Here is a 22,118-nt window from a genome sequence, read left to right as displayed (position 1 = left end):
CTTCACTCAACAGAGGAGATGCCGCAGTCGCGCTGCCATCTCCTCGTCGCTGGGGTGAGTGTAGACGACGGTCGTGAGCGGGCTGACGTGGCGCGCAAACCGCTGCGCCAGGAACAGGTCGTGGGTGGCCCGGTAGACGGCCGTCACCGCGCTGTGGCGCAAGCAATGGAAGGGGTACAGCCGATCGAACCCTGCCCTCTGCTGCCACGTCCTCCACGCGAACTGGACCCGGCGCTTCGAGATGCGGCGGTGGGACTGGTTGCAGAACAGGGGAGCGCCGGGGGCCAGGTCCTCACCGCGTTCGCGCTTCCACCTCCAGAACCGCTTCAGCTTCGTGACCAGCCGGTCCGGTAAGAACACGTCCGCCGCACGGCCACCCTTCGCGATTTCGGGCCGGATCCGGACGCGGGCCCGGGGCGTGCCGTCCGGTGCGAACACGTCGCCGACGTTGAGGCCGACGAGCTCGGCCAGGCGCAGGCCGGTGCCGAGGGCCATCGAGAAGATCGTGTGGTCGCGCACGTTGGCGGCCGTTGCCCGCAGGATCGCCTTCTGCTCGGCGGTGGTCAGGGTCGGCGGGGTGAGGTGGGGCATAGTCTGATGCTCCCTTGTGCTAGACTTCTTTCACGTTCAAAGGAGGTGCCCGTTGACCAAACTTTTGGACGAGCCGGAAAACACCCCATTGCGGGGATAACCACAAGCCGCCCCGGCCAACAGCGGGTGGGTGCTGAAGCGCGGACTCGAGACGGTGTGGGATCGCGTCAAGGCATGGGGGCCGGGACGCCTACCCGTCCTGGCCCAATCGAGCGTGGCCTCCGAGAACTCGTCCCATCTCGCGCGCATCACGGTCATCGGGTTTCTGTCCACAAGACAATCTGTCGGCGCCAATCCGGCTCACGCACGATAGGCCGCAGGGTCCGCTCCGTGACCGGGTCCCGCCCCTCGGTGATCGGCGGCCACGCCAGGATCGCCGCCTGAATCGTGGGCGCCAAGAGCAGCAGGTTCGAGATTTGAGTCACCCGGGCGCGGGTGAGGCCCAGCTTCCTGGCGGCGTCGGCGAGGTCGTCGTGCTCGCCAGAGCGGATCTTGGCGTCGATGGCGTGGGCGAGGGCGAGGAGGCGGGCGACGGGGAGGGTCCGGCCCGGACGCTCCGGGGCGGCCTCGGTCTTGAGCGGCCGCCTGAAATCGACCGCATAGCTCACCGTCGCCTGGGCGGTCACGACGCGACCTCCGCGGCCAAGGTGGCGATCCCCGCGAGCTTGAACGCGATGTCCAACTTGCCGCTTTCGCCGTCGTAGCTCACCTTCTCGATCAGCAGGTTCAGCACCCGCTCCTTCTCCGGGGTGAGCAACACGTCCCAAATCGGCGTGAACGCCTCCAGGGCCCGGGCGAGGTCGGTTTCGTTGATCTGCTGCGCCGCCAGGGTGGTCTCCCGGCCCCGGACCTCGGCGACCCGAGACTCGAGGACCCCGACGCGCTCCTGGGCCGCGACGAGCTCGGCGTGCACCGCATCGGCAGCCGCGCCGGTGGATCGCGACAGGGCACCGACCAGCCGCTCCACGTCCCGCCGGGATGCCGCCAGATCCCGCTCGCTCCGCTTCGTCTCGGCCTTGAGACCCCGACGCTCGGCGGCGACCTGGGCGAGGGCGGCCTCGAAGGTCTCGCGCTGCAAGGCCGGGTCCTGGCCGATGCACCGGATCCTGTCCACGACGAACTGCTCAACCCGGTCAGCCTGGACCGCCTTCGTCGGACACGCCGCCGCGCCCTTACGCATCGCGTTCATGCAGCGATAGTACCTGTACAATTTCCCGTTGTTCTTCGAGGGCGCGTGGACCATGGAGGTCCCGCACGCCGCGCACCGAAGGAGGCCACGAAGCAGCGCCCCGTGCCGATTCCTAGACGAGCCGCCGCCGTTGCCGCGGTTCTCGGCCAGCAACCGTTGCACCTTGTCGAACAGCGCCTTCGGCGCGATCGCCGCGTGCGCGCCCTTGAACGTCTCGTCGCCGAGCCGCTGCCGACCGACGTACAACGGGTTCGTGAGCAGGAGCCGGAGGTTGACCCGGTTCCAGTCCTTCCCACGACGTTCCTTCCCGTCCTTCGTTGTCCAGGTCTTCTTACGCCAACCCCGCCTGTTCAGCTCCTGCGCGACCGCGATCAGGGAGGGGTTCTCCACGTACAGCTCGAAGATCGCCTTCACCTGCTCGGCCTCATCGCGGTTGACGACCAGCTTTCCACCCTCGGGCGCGGTGTCGAAACCCAGAGGCGGCATCCCACCGGTCCACCGACCGCGCCGACGGGCCGCACGCATCTTGTCCCTGGTGCGCTCCCCGATGATCTGCCGCTCGAACTGGGCGAACGACAGCAGGATGTTCAGCGTCATCTCGCCCACGGGCGTGGAGGTGTCGAACCTCTGGCTGACGGAGACGAAGCTGATGCCCCGCCGCTTGAAGAAGTCCAGGACTTGGAGGAAGTCGAGCATCGACCGGGACAGGCGGTCGTACTTGTAGACGACCACGCAGTCGATCTTCCCGGCCTCGACGTCGGCCAGCATGCGCTGGAGGGCAGGGCGGTTCGTCGTGCCCCCGCTGAACCCGCCGTCGTCGTACCGATCCGGGGTGGCGGTCCAGCCCTCCTCCCGCTGCGCGGCGATGTAGTTCTCGGCCGCCTCGCGCTGGGCGTCCAGGGAGTTGAAGTCCTTGTCCAGGCCCTCGTCGGTGCTCTTCCTCGTGTAGATCGCGCAGCGGACGGGAGCAGTGGCGGTGGCGACCGCCGAGAGCCTCCCGTTCCGCGCCGCGCGGGACATCAGGACTTCCGCTTCCGTTGGGTGACGCCCCAATACAATTTCCCGTTCCAGTGCGAACCGGTCGCCGCCTTCGCGGCCTCGGTGAGCGAGGCGTACCGGACACCTTCAAGCTCGTAGCCGTCGTCGAGCACGAGGAGCCGCAGCTCGCGCCCGTGGTACTGGCGAGAGATCACGGTGCCCGGGCTGGGCAGGCGAGGATCGCGGCGGGTCAGGGGCGGCTCCTCGACCAGGGCGGGCTCGACGGCGGGAGGCGCTAACCCGATAGGCACTCGCGCCCGCACGAACGTGTCCGGGGCCAGTTCGGCGATCCTCGTTTTTGCCGCCGCCGAGAGCCCGCCATAGGCAAGTTCCTGTGTTTTCCAGCAAAGCCTGCGGTACAAGAAATCCTTGCTCTTGGACCTGCAGTCTTCGCCATGGAGGCGCCGCCACTCCTCGCGCAGCTCGCCGACGCTCATTGCCCGGAGGCGCTGGATCTCCCGGATCACGCTGCCTTCCACGGTGGCCTCCTGTCCCCAACATGAGGGTCTTCACGGCGAGGAACATCAAGGCCATCCCGCACCTCTGTGGTCTCAGAAACGGCGAAGTTGCGCGCTTTTTCCAACAACCGCAAGAAACCTCGGGCCAAGACGGAGGCCAGGTCCGAGCGGCTCGAATCCACCCGGCGTTGCTCGGCAGGACGTCGCTGCAACGACCCGAGGCTCACGATTTCACCGGGACTTTCGTGAAAATTAATCCCGCAAATCCGCGGATTAGCGGGATTAACTTCGGGCAAAACTCCTCAAACATCGGCACCGCCAGGCTCGGGAGCGTCGTCGTGCGGCCCGTGCACGTTTGATTGGGGCGGCTTCTCGGGGAGTGGGCCCAGCGTGTAGACCGCCTGGCCGTCGTGCGGGTTGGTGGAGATGGTGAAGAGGATCATGAGCTTCAGGGCGGGCTCGAGGCGGTGGAGGATCCGACCCAGGCTCCTGGGCGACTTGATGGTGAACTCGATGTCGGCTTCCTCGGCCCGATGCTTCAGCTCCGCGTAGAGCTCGCCGGCCTTCCACTCCCGGTTCGGATGGTCGTGGGCGATCGCGTGGAGCAGGTCGTAAACGGCGTCGGCTTCCAGGAGGAAATGGGCCTTGTCGATCTCGGACGCTTCCAATGCATCCCGGATCGCATCGCCCTGGCCCAGTGCTTCCCCTATGGTGGAGGCGAGAAACGCCCAGTCGGCCATGCGAATGGAGTCGGGCGAGACCGTGGAGTCGGAGGCGAGGAGTGCGACCACAGCGTTGAGATCACGGAGGAGCTGACCCCAGAGCCGGGCTCGGTTCGCTTCGATCTCGGCGTACCAATCGGCTTCCTTGGTGAAGGATTCGAGACGGGCGACTCGGAGGATCTGCAGTCGGTCAACGACGTCATCGCGTCGGAACCTGGGCGTCCTCGCCGTCAGTGCGATGCAACAGCGGGTAGGGTACGAGAGCATCTCGTTCGTCGTGTAGAGCTTCCTGAGGCGGATGGTCTGCCCGGTCGCTACTGTCGCCAGGCGATCCTCGATCCAACGCGAGAACGAATCGACGTTGTCGAGGACGAGCAGGAACTCGCTCGAGACGGCGGCGTTGAAGCCGTCCTCCTTGTTCACCAGGGGGGTCACGTTCGCGTTAGCACCGAGCAGCAGCTTGAGAATCACCCGGAGCGTGGTGGTCTTCCCCGAACCCTTCTCGCCATAGAGCAAGAGCAAGCACTTGGCCGGCAACAACTCGGGGAAGAACACCGACACAATCCAGACGCGTAGCACGAGCCGCTGCTGGGCGGGACTGAGGATCACCCCGCTCCCCCGGATGAAGTTGACGCGGCTCACGATGACGTCGCCGATGGGGTCCCCGGCTACCGCAAGATCGAGTGCCTCGGGCGGAATCGTCTCGGCCTCGTTGTGATCCTCGAACAAGACGTCGTCCGAGCCGTTGTCGACCCGGACCATCGCGGAGCCGTCGAGGCGATACACAGAAGCAGGACCGCCGTACACGTATAGGCGATGGGTCGTGCGGTCGTAATAGGAGAATCGGCAAATTTGCACACGGCGTCCTTCACTGCGGGTTGCCGCCTTGACGGCCTCGAAGATGTGCACAAATTCTCTTTCCACGGGATTGATCTCGTAGTCCTTGAGGAACAAGGTCCGGAACGGGAAGGCGTCGAGGTCGTAGAGTTGCCGGTCTTGGCGGTCATACCAGAACAGCCGCCCGCCGTCAGCCCGTACGAGTTCGCCTCGAGACTTCAGATCCTCGATGACCAGTTGGGCCGCTTCCCGCCGCTTGATACGGATGGGATCGGGCATAGCGAGAATCACGTCGATCAACCTCGCCACAGGAACTTTCGGTGAAGTTGATCCCGCTACTGCCTGACGCATTATTTAGTTAACAATCGTGGCTTTCTGTAGTAGTCTCGCCGCATGGCCGAACGACGAGATACTGCGGCATTTGAAGACCGACGTTTCCAGGCCCTCGTGCTGTACCGCAAGGGTGTTCCCCAGGCGGACATCGCGCGCCAGCTGCGGGTCAGCCGCGCGGCAGTCTGCCAGTGGCTGAAGCGGGCGAGGAAGAAGGGGCGAGCATCTCTCCGTAGCAAGCCCCGGCCGGGACGTCCTCCCAAGCTCACTGGCAGCCAGCGCCAAGCGCTCGTAAAGCTCCTCGCTTTGGGGGCGGAGCGCGCGGGCTACGCCACGCAACTCTGGACCGCCGAACGGATTCAGCGGCTCGTTCTCGAGCGGTTCGGTGCGCGTTATCACGTCAATCATGTCCCGAAGCTACTCCGGCAGTGCGGGTGGTCGTACCAGCGGCCCACAGGACGAGCCGTCGAGCGGGATGAGGTCGAGGTCCAGCGTTGGGTCCGGCAGGAATGGCCTCGCATTAAAAAAAAGCCCGACGGCAGAAAGCCACGCTGATCTTCGTCGACGAAAGCGGTTTCAGCTTGATACCGACGCGCATCCGGACCTGGGCCCCGAAGGGCCGGACTCCCGTGGTCCGGCACTGCTACCGCTGGCCGAAGTTCTCTGCGATCTCCGGGGTGAGCACGAACGGGAAGCTGTATATCTTGGTGCGTCCCGGGACGATCGCCACCAAGCAAGTCCTGGTATTCCTCCGACATCTGCTCCGTCACGTACGCGGCCGAATCATCGTGGTCTGGGACAACATCAACCCGCACAAGGCCGTATCCGTGAAACGCTTCGTCCAAGACCATCGCCACCGCCTCTCGGTCGAACATCTCCCCCCGTACTCGCCCGAGCTCAACCCGGACGAGTGGGTGTGGCGTTATCTGAAGCAGGTCGAGCTCGCCAATTTCGCTCCTCTCAACCTCCACGAGCTCAAAGTGGCGTTGCGCGGTGCCGTCCAACGGATCCGGATGCGACCCCGACTGATGCGTTCCTTCTTGGAGGCCAGCGATCTTTCTTTTTGGCCGAGTAGTTAAACTATTTATGCGTCACTCAGTAATCCCGCATGGGCGTGGGAGGCATTGGCCAGCAGGGTCCGCAGATTATTGGCGGAGTGGAGGGCAAGATAGTCGCTCAGATCCTTGCCATCACGCTCAGGATCTCCGGAAAGCGGGAGCCTCACGACAACGACGCAGGCCGCGGTTCCTTCGAGTGCCGCGGCCACCTTCTGAGCACCGCGGCCGCCAACCTCGTCCACGTCGTAGATGACGAACACGATCTTCCCGGCGAACCGCTTGGACCATGCGTCCTTCCATGCTCCTTCGCCGCCCGTTCCCGTCGCTACGTGGGGGAAACCCGCCGACAGTGCCGCCAGCATGTCCCACTCGCCGGCGACCAGCAGGACTTCCTTGCCGTCACCGACAATTAGCAGGTCGGCCTTGCCACCGTTGGAGAAGCGAAAGGAGTAAGGCTTGTCTCGCTTCGGGTCTGGGTGCCGGTAGAGGCAGACCTTGCGGCCGTCGCTGGGGAGCGGGAACGCGATCGCGGGCTCGTCATTGACGGTTCCTTCCTCGACCCCGAGTGCCCGCCATGCTTCCTCGGTGTAAGCCTTGCCGAGCGAGTCCTTGAATCTCGCCTGGACGGCGGGAGAGATCGGACCGCTGGACACGAAACGGAGATCTTCCTTTTTCGTACGAGTGCTCCGGGTTGTCGGCATGGATGTCGCTCCGACCAATGTGGGAATTAGGGAAGAGAGATCGACGGCGAGTGCGGCAGCCAAGTCCTTGACTCCGCCTCCTCGGCCGCAGGGGTCACAAAACCAGGTGTTCTTCTCCGGGTTCAGCCTGCAGGAGGGATGGGCGTCGTTGTGGTGATGTCGCTCGGACCAGGGGCAACGGATCCTGGGCTCACTGTCTCCATCCTGGCGCTGATGAACCTCGCGGTCGGCAGCCGCAGCGACCTGCAGGATGAAGCCAGCAGGCAGCCTTTTCACCGTCCGCCTCCCTCCGCGATCGCTCCAAGGAGGCGATCGACTTCGCCTTTCGGGATGCGAACAACGCCCCGAGGGTTGTCCGGTGACACGACCATCTGCACGGCACGAAGTTGGCCGTTGTGGACCATGCGGTAGACGGTCGAGGATGGCAGGCTCAGAAGCCTGCAGACATCGCGAACGCGGTAAAGAACGGCGGGGACTTCTTCTCGTACCATGGTGGCACCTCGTCCTTTCGGATCCAAGGTGCCATCGAAATCAGGGCGAACTTGCTACAAACTCGGGCCGTTTGGAGGGTGTGTTTCTGCCAACTTTCGGACCGTCCTGGAAGAAAACCCTAACCCTTGCGCTACCAATATGATCGCGCGAGTTCGGTTCTTCTGGCGGGGCCGACCAAAGAGGACCTTGCGGACTTCGTCAAGGCTTACTCGACCAAGTCGGACGTCTTGACTCTTCGCCAAACTGACGACTGCCGCCTGTACCTCAGAACACGCGCGCCCGCGAGCCCTTTCGTGCTTGATGCGCAGCAGTTCCCCGTGACCGTCGAGCCAACGCGTGACGGCGTCCGTGAGACCGACGACCACATCTTCCTCCACGATCGCCCGTCGACCGCGACCAACATACGGTCGTCGTGTCCTGAGTTCTGCGATGTGGCGTCTAAACTCCGCTCCGCTCTTCGCGAAGGTCTCTCGCGCATGAGGGAAAGTCCTCGGGTTCGAAACGACCTCGTCGATCTCACGAAGATCGTGCTCCATCTTGCGTAACACGAGATCCGGGCGATCTCGCCGCAGCAGGATCCCGTAAGGTTCTCCGGCCAGCGTGTATGGGAGATCGCGACCGGCAAGGTTCAAAGCGTATGCAGTGAAGAAAGGCACGACCTGGATTCGCTGACCAATCATCGAGACAAAACTGAAATCGCTGGCCACTTGCCTGAGGTGGCTCGCGAGTATGGCCGGTGCCGCCCAGACTTGGCGCCGTGAGAGCACCTCCATGCGCTGAAGTCGTTCCTTCCTCGGGAGTGGTCGGCCGCGATCATCCTTCGAGATGTAGATGTGAATGCGTTCTGCGACGGGCCGATCTTGGTTGCGAAGGCGATCGAAGCCGCGCCCGCTCAACACTGACTTTCGGACCTCGGGTCTTGCAAGGACGACTCTCCAGTCGGGGAATACCGGCACCGGCACGACGCACCCCCTTGGCGAGCAAAAGTCGCGACGATCCAAGGGGTGCATTGTCTCTCATCGTTCCATTCTGTGTCGAGGGGCAACGAACAACAGCAGTGTCGATGAACAAATAAACCGCATTGAGCCTTGTAGGACCGGTACTGACCAGTACAATCGAAGTGCAGGACCGCGTGACGCAACTTCATCCGGAGCTAACTCATGCGTCACTGGCACACCGACCGAAACGACCGCGGCATGAGGCGTCGCGGTGTGACCGGTCGGACAGACGGGCGGCAGGCACGGGAGAAAAGAGCACGACCCGCGAGCGTGTCCACCCGCGGGTCGTCGTGGAGGGAAGGGACCTACGCGCGGAGCTTGCGCGCCTCGGCGATCGCCGACTTGAACGCGCCCTCGTCCTCGTTCGCGGCGGCGATCAGGACGGCGCGCGCCAGCCGGGTCGCGCCCCCGGGTCCGGCCGCCTCGTGCAGCTTCGTTCGCTCCGCCTCGGTCATGCGGAGGGCGAACACACAGAGGTCCTCTTTCGGCGCCTTCTCTCGCTTGGGCTTCGGCTCCTTGGACGACTTGCTCTTCTTCGTGATCTTCGCCTTGGTCTCGGGCATCGATACCTCCGTCGCGGTGGACGCGGGCGCCTCGATCCCGAGGGCCATCCTCAAGGCGTCGGGCGGCGCGTCGTCCGCGCTGAATTCATTCCAGTGGGTGGAGCAGATGCCGTGGCCGAGGTAGCTCAGGTCGGCCCCGGCCCGGCACCCGCGGATCTCGCAGTGGTCGTCCACGGGTCAGCGTCCGGCGCGGAAGCCGTGCGGGTAGCACGTCTCGCAGGCGAATGTGATCCCGTCGGCGGGATTCGTGAACGTGGGCCCGAGACCGAGGCACGACCACGCCTGCGGGGTGTAGGTCGCCTCGGTGCCGACGTGGGATCCGCAGTGGACCTCGCCGCTATCGTGGATGTAGAGGCACTCGCGATCGAACCCCTCGTCGGGTCTCAGGTCGTGCGGCTGCTGGCGCGAGTTCGGGCTGATGATCGTGGCCATGGTGGGTCCCCCCTACCATCTCTGATTGAGCATGACCACGAACCCGAGGACCCTCTCGCCGTCAGCGTAGATCCGGACGATCCGCACGCGCTCGCCATCCCCGGACCGCTCTGCCACGACCCGCACGCCCCGGTCGTTCCGGGACAGTTCGATCGTCGCGCCGGGGGCCAGGGAATCGATCTTCTGGTCCGTCGTCTTCTGGTTTTTCTTCGTGGTGGCCATCGTCGTTTTCTCCTCGCGGGTCCCGCCCGCGTCAGCAACAGGAGTGCGCTGCTTTCCAACAAGATCAAGCGGCTTCAGAAGGTTTCGAAGGCGATGGTGAAACGCTCGTGAACACCACCAAGCCGTTGCAGGAATGCCGCCAGGACGCGCCGGCGAAAAGCGATCGTGAGGCGATGGTCGAGTACCAGCGCTTCAGCCGGTGGGAGGTCGAGCACGGTGCGGCCGCCGGCTGGCGGTTCGAGGTCGGCTGGTTCGGTGGGGGGCTCGGGGTGCGGTGGGCGTGGTTCTCCCGGGAGGTGAACGATGGCTAAACGCGCGCGGTCCCGCAGGAAGCTCGCCATTTGGGCGGCACTGCCGCCTTACTTGGGCGGGAAGCGCCGCCTGTGTCCCCTCATCTTCCGGGAAATCGACCGCGTGCTTCCGCGCCGCCTGTGGGTGGGAAGGACGTTCCTGGATGCGTTCCTGGGTGGCGGGTCGGTCTCGCTTTACGCCAAGGCCCAGGGCTTCCGGGTGATCGCGACCGACATCGCCACTCGGGCGGTCACGATCGGCAGGGCTCTGATCGAAAACTCCCGCGTCCGCCTGACCTACAACGACGTGGTCCGCCTGGCCGCCCCGACCGACGCGCCACCCGGGCGAATCGAGCGCGAGTACGTCCCGTCCGTTTTCACACAGGCTCAGGGGCGGTTCATCGACCGGGCGCTCGCAACGGCGGGGAAGACCGAGGACCCCGCGAAGGCTGCGCTCTTCCGCCTCCTCGCGGTGCGCGTCGCGCTCCTGGCACATCCGTACAGCCAGGTCCGCAAGGGGACGATCCACAGGGTCACAACCGGGGAGTACGAGTCGATCACCGAGAGTGCCGTCTACCACTACGTCGACGGACTGCGCCTCACGCATCCCGACAAGCTCTGGGCGCTGGCGCGGCAGATCAACGCGGGCGTGTTCCAGGGGGAGGGGAGGGTCCTGCAGACCAGCGTCCTTGACGCGCTACCGACGATCGAGGCGGACGTCGTCTACTTCGACCCGCCTTACCCAGGCGTGATGAGCTACGAGCGCGAGTACAAGGTCATCGACGAGATCCTGGAGGGCGCGTCCCGACCCACGAGCCCGTTCACGGCGCGGGACGGCGCCGCGATGATCGACGGTCTCTTCGAGCAGGCCCGGCACATCCCGATCTGGTTGCTCTCCCTCGGCAACGCGGTCGTCACGATCGGCGAGCTGGAGGAAAAGATGGCCCGGCTCGGCCGGCGAACTCGCGCAATCGAGATCAAGTACCAGCACCTGCCCGCCGTGGCGACTGATGAGAAGAAGGAGAAGAACCGGGAGTTCTTGGTCGTGGGGTGGGATCCCGAGTCGGAACTCCTCCGGTCAGTGGGGAAGATCTCTCCCACTGCCCCCGAGCAGGATTTGGCGTTTGTCCCCGGCGAAGTCGAGATACACCTTGACCGCCGCGGCGCCTTGCGTCCGGCCCCGAGCGGTTTCCTCCAGGATGGCTTTCAGGAAGGCCACGCGCCCCTCGTCGAGAAGTCGGATCCCCGGATCGGGGCGGGCATGTCTCCAGAAGGTGAGCCGCGCGTTGACCTTCCAGACGCCGCTCTTCACTCGATGGCCGGCGACCGAGATGTCAAAGCCCGGGCGTTGCACGATGACCACCCTTCGAGGGTCCTCCCGTTCGAGACCCCCGTCAAGTCGTAAGGAGACCCCCCATGATGGACGCCAAGTCGCTCGCCGCGAATCGGATCGGTCCCCGCATGGTTCCGATCGAGGACCTCCGCCCGCACCCGCTCAACTCGAACGTGATGCCGGACGACCTCCGGGAGAAGCTCAAAGCTCACATTCACCGGACAGGTCGGTATCCCTTCGTCGTGGTCCGGCCTCATCCGGACGAGCCGGGCTGTTATCAGGTCCTCGACGGCCACCACCGCGTCGAGATCCTCCGGGACCTCGGCCACACGGAGGCTCGTTGCGACGTCTGGAACGTGGACGACCGTGAGGCCAGGTTGCTGCTCGCGACCCTCAACCGCCTCCAGGGCCAGGACAGCCCGATTCGCCGGGCGCAGCTCCTCCACGAGCTCCTCGGCGAGATGAACCTCGGCGACCTCGCGGGCCTCCTCCCGGAGACGGATAAGCAGATCGAAGAGCTGCATGCGCTCTTGGAGTTTCCCGCCGAGGAGATCGCAGCACTCCTGGCGGATGAGGCGGAAAGGCAAGAGAAAGTGTTGCCACGGGTGATGACCTTCGTGGTAACGCCCGAGCAAGAGGAGATGATCGACCGCGCCGTGGAGTTCGCCAGCGATGGCACCCAAGGGCGGGATCGAAAGGCCCGCGGCCTCGCCAACCTCGCCCGGCACTTCCTGAAGGAGCGCGACGATGCGGTACTCGAAGAGCAAGCGTGAGGAGGCCCGGCACCTCTTCTTGACCGGGGAAGTCCCGTCGGTGGCCGAGATCGCCCGGCGGCTGAAGATCAAGGCGCACACGGTCGGCCTCTGGAAGAAAGAAGAAGACTGGGCCGGGCTCCTCATCAAGATCGAGAAGAAGGCCGCCGAACAGTTGGTCGAGAAGATCGCCAGCGAGCGCGTTACCTTGAATAGCTCGCACTTCAAGCTCTGGGGCGTCGTGGTCTCCCAGCTCTTCGGGGCCCTTCAGAGCCAGAAAGCAATGGGCATTGAAGATCTCAAGGAAGTCGCCGGCATACTGGAGAAGGCCCAGAAGGGTCAGCGCTTGGCCCGGGGCCTGTCGCTGGATGGTCAGACGGAGGAGCAGATCCGCGCGGAGGCCGAGGCCGATGGTCGCGGCCTCATCGACTTGTTCATCGAGGTCGTGAAGGCGGAGGTTCCTGACGAGGAGATGCGCGACCGGATCGCGCGGGCACTCCTGGAGCGCGTCCCCGCGGGCGGCGACGAGGATGAAGGTGTCGCCTAGGCCGAATCGCACCGGCGTTCCGTGGCACCTGCGCGGCTACCTCCGGGGCCGCTCGAGCGAAATCGCACGGCCGGCCACCCGGGCAGCGAGCGATCCTCTCGCGGCCTGGGCGCTCCGAAAGATCCGCTTGGAGGGGAGGGCGTTCTCGTTCGCGGGCCACGCCTACCTGCGAGCGATTTACGACGAGGCGGCGCAGCACGTCGTCTTGATGAAAGCGGCCCAGATCGGCGGGACGACGTGGGCGGTGCTGCGTAGCCTGCACGCCTGCCTGCAGGGGCTCAACGTCATCTATTTCTTCCCGACTCGGACCGACGTGCTGGAGTTCTCGAAGTCAAGGGTCGGGCCGCTCATCGGCGACAACCCCTTCCTCGCCCGGAAAATGTCCGACACCGACACGGCCGGCTTGAAGAGGATCGGGTCGGCGCACCTCTACTTCCGCGGCATGCAGTCGGCCGTCGGCATGAAATCCGTCCCGGCCGACATGGTCGTCTTCGACGAGCTCGATGAGGCCACCCCTGATGCGAAGACCCGGGCACGGGAAAGGCTCAGCCACTCCGACTACCGCAGGGTGATCGAGCTGTCCAATCCATCCCTGCCCGGGTACGGGATCGATGAGGTCTTTCAACAATCGGATCAACGACACTGGACGATTCGGTGCGCGAGCTGTACGCGGTGGACCGCGCTCGACGTCGAGTTTCCGAAGGGACCGGGACAGGACGTCCGGGTCATCCGCGAGCGCGAGGACGGCACCTGCTTCCGCGCGTGCCCGGGCTGCGGAGCCGAACTCGATCCCGAAGTCGGCGAATGGGTTGCCGACTTTCCCGACCGGCCGAGTCGTGGCTACGTCATTTCTCAGCTCGTTTCCTCGAAGGTCGATCCCGGCGACATCCTGCGGGAGTACCGGACGACCCGGTTCTTGGACCGCTTCTATAACCTCAAGGTCGGGATCGCCTGGGCCGACACGCAGAACCGGGTCGATGCGATGACCGTGCTCGCGTGCTGCGGAAGCGACGGCATGCTCGAACGGTCGTCGGAGTCCTGCTCTATGGGAATCGACACCGGGAAGCAGTTTCACGTGGTGGTGTCGCAGTTCGTGCCCGAGGGGAACGGCCTGCGGCGGGTCGTGTACCTGGGCATTCACCACGACTTCTCGGAACTCGACACGCTGATGAAGCGGTTCTCGGTGCAAAGGTGCGTCATCGACGCGATGCCTGAGCTCCACGCAACGCGGGCCTTCGCGAGACGACACTCGGGACGCGTCTGGTTGAACTACTTCCAGGAATCCCAGCGTGGGAAGTACCAGTGGGACGCCGTCGAGCGGATCGTGAGCGAGAACAGGACCGAGGCGCTCGACGCGAGCCGACAGCTGATCCGGGACAAGAAGGTGGTCCTCCCGCGGCGAGGCGGGATCGTCGAGGTGTTCGCCCAGCAACTGGCGGCCGACGCGAAGCGGCTCGAGGAAAACGAGGAGACCGGAGCGCTCGCGTACAAGTACATCAAGACCGGGACCAACCATTTCTCGCTGGCGTTCACCTACGACGCCATCGCGTGGTCGCGGGACACGTCGTGGGGGCCGCGCATCGCCCTTCCTCGCCAAGTCGAGTGGCGGTACGACGAGATCCTGGACGCGCAGTGGTGAGGGAGGACCCCGCAGAAGCCGACGACGCGGAAGGGATCAAAATCGTTCCCGGGAAGGGGGTCGCGGGATCAAATTCGTTCCCGAATGGCCTTTCCGGGATCAAAAACGTTCCCGCACCGCGATTTCGGGAGCAAATTTGACCCCGGAATCGGCACGCCGGGGGCGGTTCTGACGGTTCTGCCGGTGCAGCCCAAAACGCTAACTGCCAGTGTTTGCAACGAGATGGCTTTCAGGCGAGGTGTTCTTCACCTGGTCGAATCCAGGTTTTCACGCTGAAACGTGCCGTTTGTGTGCCGGTTCGTGCCGCTAAACCGCCCGGCAAACCCATGGAATGCCGCTCACCTGGATCCGGAGCCGCTCCCCAAACCGCCAGAAAAGCCCGTAGAATGCCGCTTGCGGTTGGCGAGGGTGGGCCGCATGTCCGGCTCTCAGCGTGAGGCGCCATGCGGTAAGTGATCGGCTTGAGAATGGTGTGATTGTGAAACGGTTCATCAGAGCCACTTTCTATTGTGTGCTTAGCTAGAATAACGATACGTTCACAATCGACTCGCTCGACTGTGACGACGCGAGAGCTTTACAATGACATACGCGTCGAGAGGATCTACTCGCCGCCTTCTTGTATTTGCAAGAGGATCGCGTCGACCTCGGCACGAAAGCCGGCCTTCAGGGGCAGGGCGCGATCGCCCGGGCATCCGTGCACGGCAGATCCGAATCGGGTCGCTCCACGCCTGCCGAGTTGGTCCCGAAGCTACCCGTCCAGACGCCGGAAATCGGAGCGACCAGGTAGTACCGGCCGCCGGTACCAGGGACAATCGTCATCAACCGGGCGCCTCCCGAAGAGCAGTGGATCGCGGTATGTGAGTACCAATTTCCGATAGTGCCTTCGTGGACCGAGTAGTCAGACGCGTACGGACTGCAGCTCGGATCCCAGCTGAGGTCGATGTCTCCTGGGAGGACCGCGTTCTTGCCGATACGAAGCGTGAAGACCGTTCCGGGCTGAGAAGTCACGGCGAGGCAGGTGTGCCCGATGATCGTCGAGGTGCACGTGGCGCCAGGGCATGAGATGTATCCGGGAAGGCACACAACGCCGTTGTTGCAATTGATCGCGTACGGCTCTCCGCACATGTCGCCCACGAGCTGACAGCAAGGCCAGGCTGCGCGATGGCTCGCGAGTAAGAGTGCGGCCGCGACGACGAGGAATCGGACGCCGGTTCGGTTCATGACTCGCCTCGATTCTGCCGCCGCGTCCGGCCGAAAGGCTGACCAGTTGGATTCCGATGCTGTGTCGCCGAGATCGGACGCGCGTGCGTGGGGGTCGCCCGAACGGTTTCGCTTCGCATGCCGTCCCCCTGGCTCCGACTCAAAATCTAGGCTTGCGGTTCTGCCACGTCAAACACATCGGCCGGACGAGTATTGGCGCCGATGCCGAAGATGTAATACTCAACGCCCCGGGCCTTCGCCGTGTTACCATCGCCCCTTATCCAGGGGGGGCCCACCGTGCCGAAGCGTCACCGCCACCCACTTACGAAGCACCTCCGCATCATCCGCCAGTCACTCACCGCGATCGACCGGTCGCTCGGGCGTGTCGTGGCGCTCACGAACCGCGCTGTGCGAGGAGCCTCGGCGGACCGGGGGCCGCAGAAGCGCAAGCTGAAGCTGTCGCCCAAACGTAGGGCGGAGCTAAAGCTCCAGGGCCAGTACATGGGGTACGTGCGCCGGCTGAAGCCGAGGCAGAAGGCGCAGGTCAAGGCGCTGCGGATGGAGAAGGGGGTTCGCGCGGCTATCGAGATTGCGAGGAGGATGGCAAAGGCGTAACGGGGTGCGCCGTCGCCCCCCCCTATCAATCGCATGCGTGACGCCGGAGTTGGGTGCCCCCCGGCTATTGCGGGGTGATGAACAGCCTGAAGTCCCCGAGCACCGAGGTTGGGTCGTACGAAACGGGGTCGGTTCCGCAGAGTCGGTACCGGCGGTTCGTCCAGAACCTATCGGTTGCCCCCCAATTCTGCGCGGTCGAGAATATCCCCTAGGTATTTCTCCCAGTCGGTCTCCACCTCTTTCCCAACAAAAAGCGCGTCGATCAGTCCTTGATTAAGAAGGTCGACGAATCGGGACAAGTCGGACTTACGAGCATGCCATTGCTCTCTACCGTCGACGAAGACGACATGTTCTACCTGGACGCCCGAGCGCTCCTCGTACTCGCGCAGTTCTCGACCCACGAGATTGCACTCGTACACGGCGTCGCTCATCTTGCTGCCACCCGACGTCTTGCCCCAGTACTCCTTGATCTCCCAGATGACCCGAGGATTCGTCAAGCCAGGGATAGCTCCATCAAGGTTTCTTGCAGTTACGTGGAGTTGACTCCTCTCCAGCCACACGCAGCGACGCTGGGGATTGGCCTCGACGGTCACGCCGCGCCGTGACACGACGCGGCTGGCGATATTCGATACCGCGGCGATTAGTGCCTTGGACGATTGGTAGTGGTCATGGCTCTGGGTCGTTGTGGTCTCCACCTTCCAGCGGTTTCGCTTGCACAACTCAAGTGCTTCCTTTTCATCTCGTAGATGGCCGAGAGCTGCTGTAAGCTGTGCCTCCCGCGCCTCCAGGTAGGAAATGAAGAGAGTCACGTCTTCGCGAGGAATCGCAACGGTTGGCTCGCGACCGACGGTCATCGATGCCTGTTGCCGCAAGTCTTCCACGAACTTCGATTGCTGCGCGCGGGACCTCGCCAGGGCGCAAAAGTACCGCACCAGGTCCCATACGGCGTGGCGCCAACCTAGCGCCCGCCAGCGTTCCTCAGCTCGCATGCTTAACCTCGGTAAGGATCTCGTACTCCAGCGGGGCCTCGAGGAGCGGTCGGATTTCGCGGTGCATGCGTTGACGAATCCAGCGGCGGCATTCCGGATCAATCTCGAATCCGATCGACTGCCGGCCCGCCTTGTGAGCCGCGAACATCGTACTCCCCGTGCCGATGTACGGGTCAAGGACCGTGTCCCCGACGTAAGAGTACATGCGGATGATGCGGTACGGGATTTCGACGGGAAATACAGCCCCGTGGTAGTCCAATTTCTCGGAAATGCTCTCGACTCGCCACCATCGCTGGGTCCAGTCGCGCCACTCTTCGGGCGTGAGCCGGCTGCTTTCCCGGACCTTCTGGAGGACGTGGCGTTTCCCGGGCTTCTGAAGAACGTAGATGTACTCAAAGTAGTTGTTGTTGAAGATCGTAAGAGGGAAGGGATAGCTCCCCAGCAACGGTCCACCGAAATTGCGGGTATATCCTTTGTCCCAAATGAAACGCTCAAGGAGGCGGAAGCCGGCCTTCTGGGCGACTTGGAGCGTGTCGCTGCCGAGCGGTACTCTACTGATTGTCTTGTCGTCTGCGTATCGATACTTGGTGATGATGTCGGCGACGTTGAGCGCGAAACGCCCCCCTGGAACCGTAACGCGATAGAGTTGCTCGCAGACGGCGTGGAAGTCTTCGAGGAACTGCTCGTAGGGGAAGTCCTGCCCGCGGCGAAACTCCGTCGTAACGTAGGGCGGGCTTGTCACGGTCAGTTGTACGGAGTTCTCGGGAAGCAAAGACAGGTTGTGGTTGTCGATGGCGTAGATGCTATGCCGGAGCACCTGGGACCGATCAACCGAGGAGCCTTGACGCTTCAATCTTCAACCCCTGCGCGATTCGATAGATGGTGCTCAGAGTCGGGTTGCGCTCACCGCGCTCTATTCCGCCTATGTACGTTCGGTGAATGCCGACGCGGTCCGCGAATTGCTCTTGGGACAACCCCAACTCTTTGCGCAAGCGCCTCACCCTTTTTCCGAAGCGCTGGCAGTTCTCGTTCTTCGCCGCCATCGCGTTCATTCTCGTCAGATGCTACTTGACAGTCTACAGACTATGAGTATCATGAGGGACCACGATGAGCGGTGCGAAGCCAATCCTGAAGTGGGCCGGCGGCAAGCAGGGCCTCGCCGCGACGCTCGTCGAGCTCTTTCCCGAAAGGATCGGAGCCTACTTCGAGCCGTTCGTCGGCGGCGCCAGTGTATTCCTTACGTTTCAGCCCGAGCGAGCTGTTCTGGGGGACCTCAACGACTGGCTCCTCGACGTTTACGTTGCGGTGCGCGCGGACTGGCGTCGGGTAGCGGCCGCCCTGGACACTCTACGTAACACGAAAACGGAGTACCTCCGCATCCGGTCAGTCGCGCCCGGATCCCTGGACGTGCATCAGAGAGCCGCGCACCTGATCTTCCTAAACAAGACGTGTTTCCGCGGCCTCTTTCGCGTAAACCGGCTTGGGCAGTTCAATGTTCCCTACGGCGCGTATCGTCGGCGCTACTACGACCCGACGAATCTCGAGCGGATGGCTGACCAGTTGGGTGCTGCGGAGATAAGGCGGGGGGACTTCGAGTTGTGCCTTCGTGACGTCGCACCCTCGGATTTCGTGTACTTCGACCCTCCGTACTACAAGCTCGGCGGCTATTCGGATTTCAATCGCTACACTCCTGGCCAGTTTCGAGAGAAAGACCACGTTCGACTCGCGGCAGTTTGTCGGGAACTTGACGGCCGGGGCGTCCGCTGGGTCGTGAGCAACAGTGACACCGCCTTCGTCAAGTACCTCTACTCCGGCTACGAGGTGAGAAGTATCGCCTCTCGGCGCGAGATTAACCTGAGTGCTGCCGACCGCGGTGTACGTGAGCTCGTGATCCGCAACTTCTGACGGCTGTGCGGGACTACCCAGCCGTCGCGCAGGGCGGCGTCCCCCGCTGCTCCCACCTGTCCTTCTCCTTCGCCGCCTACTTCGTCTGCCTCTGCATGTTCGCGGGGTCGTCCGCGCCGCCGGTGCGCGGAAAAGCGCCCCGACCCTCTGCGTGGCTCCGCGGCGACCGGCTAGAATTCACCCGGGCACCGGGAGGAGAGTGGGCCCAGGTGTGGCGGGACTTGGGCTGGGAGGCGGGGTTGACATAGGACCCCGATACCGGACCCTAGCCGCGGATCCGCAGCTCGGGGTTCCCATCCGTCGAATCGCCGGCATCTGATCCGTCTCAACGGCGAGCGGTCCTTGGTGGGTCATGGGTGCGGCCCCTGTGGAGCACGGGCCGGGAAGGGGTCGGTGGCATCGACATGAACGAGATTCGGACGGAGGAGGAGTTCTTGGCCAATCAGCACGATGGGGCCGTCATCGCGATCACTGACACAGCCACTGGGAACAGGGTTCATGTACTGCCCTGCAACTACGTTAAGGCCGACTACTTCCGCATGAAGGTGATCGCCGGACGCAACGTGAACGGGCGATACTACCTGTGCGATTCCGTTGAGGAGGCGGAGCGCAGATACGGCGCTCGCCGGTGCACGTGCGCAGGTAGTCCAACTAGACTGCCCTCCCATATCGGCCCTAAGCTCGCTGCGCCCTTGACGAACCTCAGTGCGGCGGCGACCACCCCCCTGGACGCCGCGGTAATTTCGTACTTCTCCTCGTCCGACGTGTTGAAGGCGTCACTCGCGATGGGACCGCTCGACACCGGCGTCCTTCTTTCTCCGGCGGAGTTGAGCCGCCAGCTCAGCCAACGAGGGCTGGGGGCGTTTCCGGCCAACGCAATATTCCAGGGGATTTCGAGCGGGCGGCTGGACGTCAGGGCAGACGCCGGGCGGGGCAAGCAGAATCGCCTTGTCCCGATAGTCGAGTGGGGGGCGGACTGTATAGGTCTGAACACGGAGGCGAACTGCCGAGAAGTCCTGGCGCGGACGCTTCGCGCGAGGGGATTCGCGACAGTCTTCGAGTTCGTCGACGATCCCGAGACCGCCCGCTGCGTTGCAATTGACGAGGAGCCTATCCTGCAGGTCCGCACCGCGGCGAACCAGCGCGACTTGCTGGCAATCCGAGATGATCCTGGCCAGAGATTAGTGTGGGCTGTGGAGACGAAGGGGCACTCCGGATTGGAGAGTTGGGACTTCTGGGAGCTGTTCGGCCAGTTGTCTCGCTTGGAGGAGTGGGCGAGCTTTGTTCGGCAAGCGGCATCCAGCCTTGGTCGGACCGTTCTTGTGAGCGTCGCGATCGCGGTCCCCGATCGCCGCTGTCAAGTTCCTGGGACCTGCTATGCGCAAGAGCTGTCGAGGCTCCGCGGGTACTTGGATGAACCCGAGAAGGTCCTGCAGATCACGCACAAGACGCTGGCTCGCTTTGTCGATTGGTGGGTTCGGTGGGGGAAGACCGCTCCAGCGGGAAACCGCGGTCCGAACGTAATGCTGGTTCGTGGAATCGGAGAGGTCGTAGGTGCACCACCCTAGGGCCTGCGGGTCCTCCCGGCCACGGAGGATTCCCTGCCCCTACCAGAACCTCACTTTTTCACGTTGAAGGGGGTGGCAGAGGAAGCGAATGAGCCGAGGTCCGCTGATCCGCGATTCCATTCGCTGAGATCCTCGCCGGTGTCGTGGCTCCCGCTCGTAGCACGGCGGGTGCAAACGCGGCCCCCCCGCATCACGAGCATCGCCGCGCGGTGGTCGTGGGGGGGCAGGTGTCGGGTCGGGTTCATCAGGTAGCTCGCTCTCTCGGGGATCCGGCACCCCGCCCCGCCCTCCTCCCGCAGCCTGACGTGGTCGATCACGTAGCCGGGGCAGCGGATGGTGGGGATCGGCAAGCGGACAATCGCCATCCCATTCGTTGCCAAGCTGAAACTCGGTGAACGCCTTTCGTTCTTGAGTTCCCACACAGGCACCGTGCGGTGCTGGTCGATGACGCACCACCGGGTGGCGAACGATACGGGGAGTGCGGCGATTGTGCAACAATTTCTGTAGCAAAGAAAGAATGCTGTTGACACGCTGATCGCCGAGGAGTATCTCGGATCGCAGAGAGGGTTTTTCCGGTCGCGCGGCGAGAGACAGCGTTTCGCCGCGACCACGACCGGCGATAGGAGCGGGCGTAGCCCGGCGCCCGGGGGGGCGTTACGAAGAACATCGGCATGCGGCAGTGGCCTGCTCGGTCGCGGGCACGGAGGTGGCAGCGTAGCTGCGTCCGCGAGGGGCGTCACGGTCTAGCGCGGACCCGTCGGCTGTGCCCGCTCGCTCAGAGCCTTGAGGTTGATCGCCGCTTCGCGGTTGTCGGGTTGCAATGCCAGCGCGTGCTCGAAAGATCGGCGCGCGGCCCGAGTCTTCCCCAGCTTCCAGAGTGCAACGCCGCGGTTCACCCAGGCCGCGGCGTCGTCCCACCCGAGCCGGATGGCCTTTTCGAGCGACCGTACGCTCTCCTCATAGCGTGCAGCCTGGAGGAGAAAGGTCCCGAAATCGAACCGTACCCTCCCGACCCGAGGCCCCATGGAAAGTGCCTCCCGGAACTCGACCTCCGCGCGCCCGGCGTCTCCCGCCTCGGCGAGGCGAACGGCGAGGTTGTCGAGGTAGTACGGCAGGAAGCCGTGCCCGTCGGTGCGGATCGGACTTCCCGGCGGCGCCGGCCCATGCTTCGCCAGATCGCTCTGGGACAACCTGCGGCCCCCCTCGAGGGGCTCGAAGACGTGGTCATCGGAACCACGCAAGGCCAAAACGACGTGGTCTCGCAGGACAATCGCCTCGAACGGGGCCCCATAGGGTTCGCAGACCGCGAGGACGGCAGCCACGATTGCAGAGCAAGAACCCTCCCGCGAAGCTACCGCGAAACTCGCCGCATGGACTTCCGGCAAAGCGGGCCGAGAGGTGGGCCGGATGCCGTCTTCGCCGAGGAGGACGTCGAGGGCGCAGGTCACCCACTGCTCCGCGTCGGTCGCGGGATCGCCGCAGCGACCGAGTTGCTTCGAGTAGCTGCTGAAGGCGTCACGAGCGGCTTCAGCGTCTGGTGCCATCGGGACCCTGGCATCGAGTCGAAGCAGGCTCTCCACCAGAGCCTCGCTGCGAACCGAGGCTCGTTGAGGGGCCGCTCGCAGCGCAGTCGGGCCACACATGACGAG

General features: G+C 64.1%; 26 protein-coding genes. 10 read left to right on the top strand and 16 right to left on the bottom strand.

Going from position 1 to position 22,118, the window contains the following annotated elements; all coding sequences use genetic code 11:
• Nucleotides 1-6 precede the first annotated feature (6 nt).
• The 5 genes from LAO51_01635 to LAO51_01615 form a co-directional block, all read right to left on the bottom strand.
• Nucleotides 7-591, bottom strand: coding sequence for a site-specific integrase (locus LAO51_01635; protein ID MBZ5637438.1), 585 nt, complete (start codon nt 589-591; stop codon nt 7-9).
• A 254-nt stretch (nt 592-845) separates the two neighbouring features.
• Nucleotides 846-1,217, bottom strand: a complete 372-nt coding sequence (locus LAO51_01630; protein MBZ5637437.1) for a hypothetical protein — start codon at nt 1,215-1,217, stop codon at nt 846-848.
• On the bottom strand, nt 1,214-2,800 hold the full coding sequence (locus LAO51_01625; protein ID MBZ5637436.1) for a recombinase family protein: 1,587 nt from the start codon (nt 2,798-2,800) through the stop codon (nt 1,214-1,216). Before LAO51_01625 ends, LAO51_01630 begins: the two co-directional genes overlap by 4 nt.
• Nucleotides 2,800-3,297, bottom strand: a complete 498-nt coding sequence (locus tag LAO51_01620) for a DUF2924 domain-containing protein (GenBank protein ID MBZ5637435.1) — start codon at nt 3,295-3,297, stop codon at nt 2,800-2,802. The genes LAO51_01625 and LAO51_01620 overlap by 1 nt, the downstream gene beginning before the upstream one ends.
• Before the next feature lie 281 nt (nt 3,298-3,578).
• On the bottom strand, nt 3,579-5,114 hold the full coding sequence (locus LAO51_01615) for a hypothetical protein (GenBank protein MBZ5637434.1): 1,536 nt from the start codon (nt 5,112-5,114) through the stop codon (nt 3,579-3,581).
• A gap of 114 nt (nt 5,115-5,228) precedes the next feature.
• On the opposite strand from LAO51_01615, the gene LAO51_01610 reads away from it, so the two are divergent.
• Both LAO51_01610 and LAO51_01605 read left to right on the top strand, forming a co-directional pair.
• Nucleotides 5,229-5,720 carry an IS630 family transposase gene (locus tag LAO51_01610; GenBank protein ID MBZ5637433.1) on the top strand — a complete coding sequence of 164 codons (492 nt, stop codon included), beginning with the start codon at nt 5,229-5,231 and terminating at the stop codon, nt 5,718-5,720.
• Entirely contained in the window at nt 5,717-6,244 is a 528-nt protein-coding gene (locus tag LAO51_01605) for an IS630 family transposase (protein ID MBZ5637432.1), read from the top strand. Before LAO51_01610 ends, LAO51_01605 begins: the two co-directional genes overlap by 4 nt.
• A gap of 5 nt (nt 6,245-6,249) precedes the next feature.
• On the opposite strand, the gene LAO51_01600 is transcribed toward LAO51_01605, so the two are convergent.
• From LAO51_01600 to LAO51_01580, 5 genes are all read right to left on the bottom strand, one after another.
• Nucleotides 6,250-7,200 (bottom strand): toprim domain-containing protein, encoded by a 951-nt coding sequence (locus LAO51_01600; GenBank protein ID MBZ5637431.1) that lies wholly within the window; start codon nt 7,198-7,200, stop codon nt 6,250-6,252.
• Entirely contained in the window at nt 7,197-7,415 is a 219-nt protein-coding gene (locus tag LAO51_01595; protein MBZ5637430.1) for a helix-turn-helix domain-containing protein, read from the bottom strand. The genes LAO51_01600 and LAO51_01595 overlap by 4 nt, the downstream gene beginning before the upstream one ends.
• A 1,304-nt stretch (nt 7,416-8,719) precedes the next feature.
• Nucleotides 8,720-9,151, bottom strand: a complete 432-nt coding sequence (locus LAO51_01590; GenBank protein MBZ5637429.1) for a hypothetical protein — start codon at nt 9,149-9,151, stop codon at nt 8,720-8,722.
• 3 nt (nt 9,152-9,154) lie between these two features.
• Nucleotides 9,155-9,409, bottom strand: coding sequence for a hypothetical protein (locus tag LAO51_01585; GenBank protein MBZ5637428.1), 255 nt, complete (start codon nt 9,407-9,409; stop codon nt 9,155-9,157).
• A gap of 12 nt (nt 9,410-9,421) precedes the next feature.
• Complete coding sequence (locus LAO51_01580) at nt 9,422-9,631, bottom strand: hypothetical protein (protein ID MBZ5637427.1); 210 nt, start codon at nt 9,629-9,631, stop codon at nt 9,422-9,424.
• 107 nt (nt 9,632-9,738) lie between these two features.
• Between LAO51_01580 and LAO51_01575 the strand changes: the two genes are divergently transcribed.
• From LAO51_01575 to LAO51_01555, 5 genes are read left to right on the top strand one after another with little or no spacing between them, the layout of a single operon-like run.
• On the top strand, nt 9,739-9,942 hold the full coding sequence (locus LAO51_01575) for a hypothetical protein (protein MBZ5637426.1): 204 nt from the start codon (nt 9,739-9,741) through the stop codon (nt 9,940-9,942).
• Nucleotides 9,935-11,326, top strand: a complete 1,392-nt coding sequence (locus LAO51_01570; protein ID MBZ5637425.1) for a DNA adenine methylase — start codon at nt 9,935-9,937, stop codon at nt 11,324-11,326. The genes LAO51_01575 and LAO51_01570 overlap by 8 nt, the downstream gene beginning before the upstream one ends.
• Nucleotides 11,327-11,337: 11 nt before the next feature.
• Nucleotides 11,338-12,027 carry a ParB/RepB/Spo0J family partition protein gene (locus LAO51_01565; GenBank protein ID MBZ5637424.1) on the top strand — a complete coding sequence of 230 codons (690 nt, stop codon included), beginning with the start codon at nt 11,338-11,340 and terminating at the stop codon, nt 12,025-12,027.
• Nucleotides 12,002-12,553, top strand: a complete 552-nt coding sequence (locus tag LAO51_01560) for a hypothetical protein (GenBank protein MBZ5637423.1) — start codon at nt 12,002-12,004, stop codon at nt 12,551-12,553. Before LAO51_01565 ends, LAO51_01560 begins: the two co-directional genes overlap by 26 nt.
• Nucleotides 12,543-14,192, top strand: coding sequence for a phage terminase large subunit family protein (locus LAO51_01555; protein MBZ5637422.1), 1,650 nt, complete (start codon nt 12,543-12,545; stop codon nt 14,190-14,192). The genes LAO51_01560 and LAO51_01555 overlap by 11 nt, the downstream gene beginning before the upstream one ends.
• A gap of 663 nt (nt 14,193-14,855) precedes the next feature.
• Here LAO51_01555 and LAO51_01550 read toward each other — a convergent pair.
• The gene (locus LAO51_01550; protein ID MBZ5637421.1) at nt 14,856-15,011 is read right to left on the bottom strand and encodes a hypothetical protein; all 156 of its coding nucleotides are present in this window, start codon (nt 15,009-15,011) and stop codon (nt 14,856-14,858) included.
• Between the two features lie 678 nt (nt 15,012-15,689).
• On the opposite strand from LAO51_01550, the gene LAO51_01545 reads away from it, so the two are divergent.
• A complete protein-coding gene (locus LAO51_01545) occupies nt 15,690-16,007 on the top strand; it encodes a hypothetical protein (GenBank protein ID MBZ5637420.1) in 318 nt (105 codons plus the stop codon).
• Between the two features lie 167 nt (nt 16,008-16,174).
• Here the strand turns inward: LAO51_01545 and LAO51_01540 are convergent, their stop codons facing one another.
• The 3 genes from LAO51_01540 to LAO51_01530 are packed head-to-tail and all read right to left on the bottom strand — an operon-like array spanning nt 16,175 to nt 18,039.
• Complete coding sequence (locus LAO51_01540; GenBank protein ID MBZ5637419.1) at nt 16,175-16,996, bottom strand: hypothetical protein; 822 nt, start codon at nt 16,994-16,996, stop codon at nt 16,175-16,177.
• Complete coding sequence (locus LAO51_01535) at nt 16,986-17,849, bottom strand: site-specific DNA-methyltransferase (GenBank protein ID MBZ5637418.1); 864 nt, start codon at nt 17,847-17,849, stop codon at nt 16,986-16,988. The genes LAO51_01540 and LAO51_01535 overlap by 11 nt, the downstream gene beginning before the upstream one ends.
• Nucleotides 17,824-18,039 (bottom strand): helix-turn-helix domain-containing protein, encoded by a 216-nt coding sequence (locus tag LAO51_01530; GenBank protein MBZ5637417.1) that lies wholly within the window; start codon nt 18,037-18,039, stop codon nt 17,824-17,826. The genes LAO51_01535 and LAO51_01530 overlap by 26 nt, the downstream gene beginning before the upstream one ends.
• A gap of 64 nt (nt 18,040-18,103) precedes the next feature.
• Here LAO51_01530 and LAO51_01525 point away from each other — a divergent pair, with 64 nt between their 5' ends.
• Together LAO51_01525 and LAO51_01520 are read left to right on the top strand one after the other, a co-directional pair.
• Nucleotides 18,104-18,901 (top strand): Dam family site-specific DNA-(adenine-N6)-methyltransferase, encoded by a 798-nt coding sequence (locus tag LAO51_01525; GenBank protein ID MBZ5637416.1) that lies wholly within the window; start codon nt 18,104-18,106, stop codon nt 18,899-18,901.
• A gap of 404 nt (nt 18,902-19,305) precedes the next feature.
• Nucleotides 19,306-20,469: a hypothetical protein gene (locus LAO51_01520; GenBank protein ID MBZ5637415.1), complete on the top strand. Its 1,164-nt coding sequence runs from the start codon at nt 19,306-19,308 to the stop codon at nt 20,467-20,469.
• Nucleotides 20,470-20,519: 50 nt separating this feature from the next.
• Here LAO51_01520 and LAO51_01515 read toward each other — a convergent pair whose 3' ends face one another.
• Both LAO51_01515 and LAO51_01510 read right to left on the bottom strand, forming a co-directional pair.
• Nucleotides 20,520-20,819: a hypothetical protein gene (locus LAO51_01515; GenBank protein ID MBZ5637414.1), complete on the bottom strand. Its 300-nt coding sequence runs from the start codon at nt 20,817-20,819 to the stop codon at nt 20,520-20,522.
• Nucleotides 20,820-21,212: 393 nt separating this feature from the next.
• On the bottom strand, nt 21,213-22,049 hold the full coding sequence (locus tag LAO51_01510; protein ID MBZ5637413.1) for a tetratricopeptide repeat protein: 837 nt from the start codon (nt 22,047-22,049) through the stop codon (nt 21,213-21,215).
• Between the last annotated feature and the right edge of the window lie 69 nt (nt 22,050-22,118).

It is taken from the genome of Terriglobia bacterium, from assembly GCA_020073205.1.
Lineage (GTDB): Bacteria > Acidobacteriota > Polarisedimenticolia > Polarisedimenticolales > JAIQFR01 > JAIQFR01.
This window is presented reverse-complemented; position numbering and strand designations above follow the sequence as displayed.

What these genes read in the sequence shown, in the direction of transcription:
- LAO51_01635 (MBZ5637438.1), bottom strand. Translation starts at nt 591, where the DNA reads ATGCCCCACCTCACCCCGCCGACCCTGACCACCGCCGAGCAGAAGGCG.
- LAO51_01625 (MBZ5637436.1), bottom strand. Translation starts at nt 2,800, where the DNA reads ATGTCCCGCGCGGCGCGGAACGGGAGGCTCTCGGCGGTCGCCACCGCC.
- LAO51_01615 (MBZ5637434.1), bottom strand. Translation starts at nt 5,114, where the DNA reads ATGCCCGATCCCATCCGTATCAAGCGGCGGGAAGCGGCCCAACTGGTC.
- LAO51_01610 (MBZ5637433.1), top strand. Translation starts at nt 5,229, where the DNA reads ATGGCCGAACGACGAGATACTGCGGCATTTGAAGACCGACGTTTCCAG.
- LAO51_01595 (MBZ5637430.1), bottom strand. Translation starts at nt 7,415, where the DNA reads ATGGTACGAGAAGAAGTCCCCGCCGTTCTTTACCGCGTTCGCGATGTC.
- LAO51_01585 (MBZ5637428.1), bottom strand. Translation starts at nt 9,409, where the DNA reads ATGGCCACGATCATCAGCCCGAACTCGCGCCAGCAGCCGCACGACCTG.
- LAO51_01580 (MBZ5637427.1), bottom strand. Translation starts at nt 9,631, where the DNA reads ATGGCCACCACGAAGAAAAACCAGAAGACGACGGACCAGAAGATCGAT.
- LAO51_01570 (MBZ5637425.1), top strand. Translation starts at nt 9,935, where the DNA reads ATGGCTAAACGCGCGCGGTCCCGCAGGAAGCTCGCCATTTGGGCGGCA.
- LAO51_01565 (MBZ5637424.1), top strand. Translation starts at nt 11,338, where the DNA reads ATGATGGACGCCAAGTCGCTCGCCGCGAATCGGATCGGTCCCCGCATG.
- LAO51_01560 (MBZ5637423.1), top strand. Translation starts at nt 12,002, where the DNA reads ATGCGGTACTCGAAGAGCAAGCGTGAGGAGGCCCGGCACCTCTTCTTG.
- LAO51_01550 (MBZ5637421.1), bottom strand. Translation starts at nt 15,011, where the DNA reads ATGACGATTGTCCCTGGTACCGGCGGCCGGTACTACCTGGTCGCTCCG.
- LAO51_01540 (MBZ5637419.1), bottom strand. Translation starts at nt 16,996, where the DNA reads ATGCGAGCTGAGGAACGCTGGCGGGCGCTAGGTTGGCGCCACGCCGTA.
- LAO51_01530 (MBZ5637417.1), bottom strand. Translation starts at nt 18,039, where the DNA reads ATGGCGGCGAAGAACGAGAACTGCCAGCGCTTCGGAAAAAGGGTGAGG.
- LAO51_01525 (MBZ5637416.1), top strand. Translation starts at nt 18,104, where the DNA reads ATGAGCGGTGCGAAGCCAATCCTGAAGTGGGCCGGCGGCAAGCAGGGC.
- LAO51_01520 (MBZ5637415.1), top strand. Translation starts at nt 19,306, where the DNA reads ATGAACGAGATTCGGACGGAGGAGGAGTTCTTGGCCAATCAGCACGAT.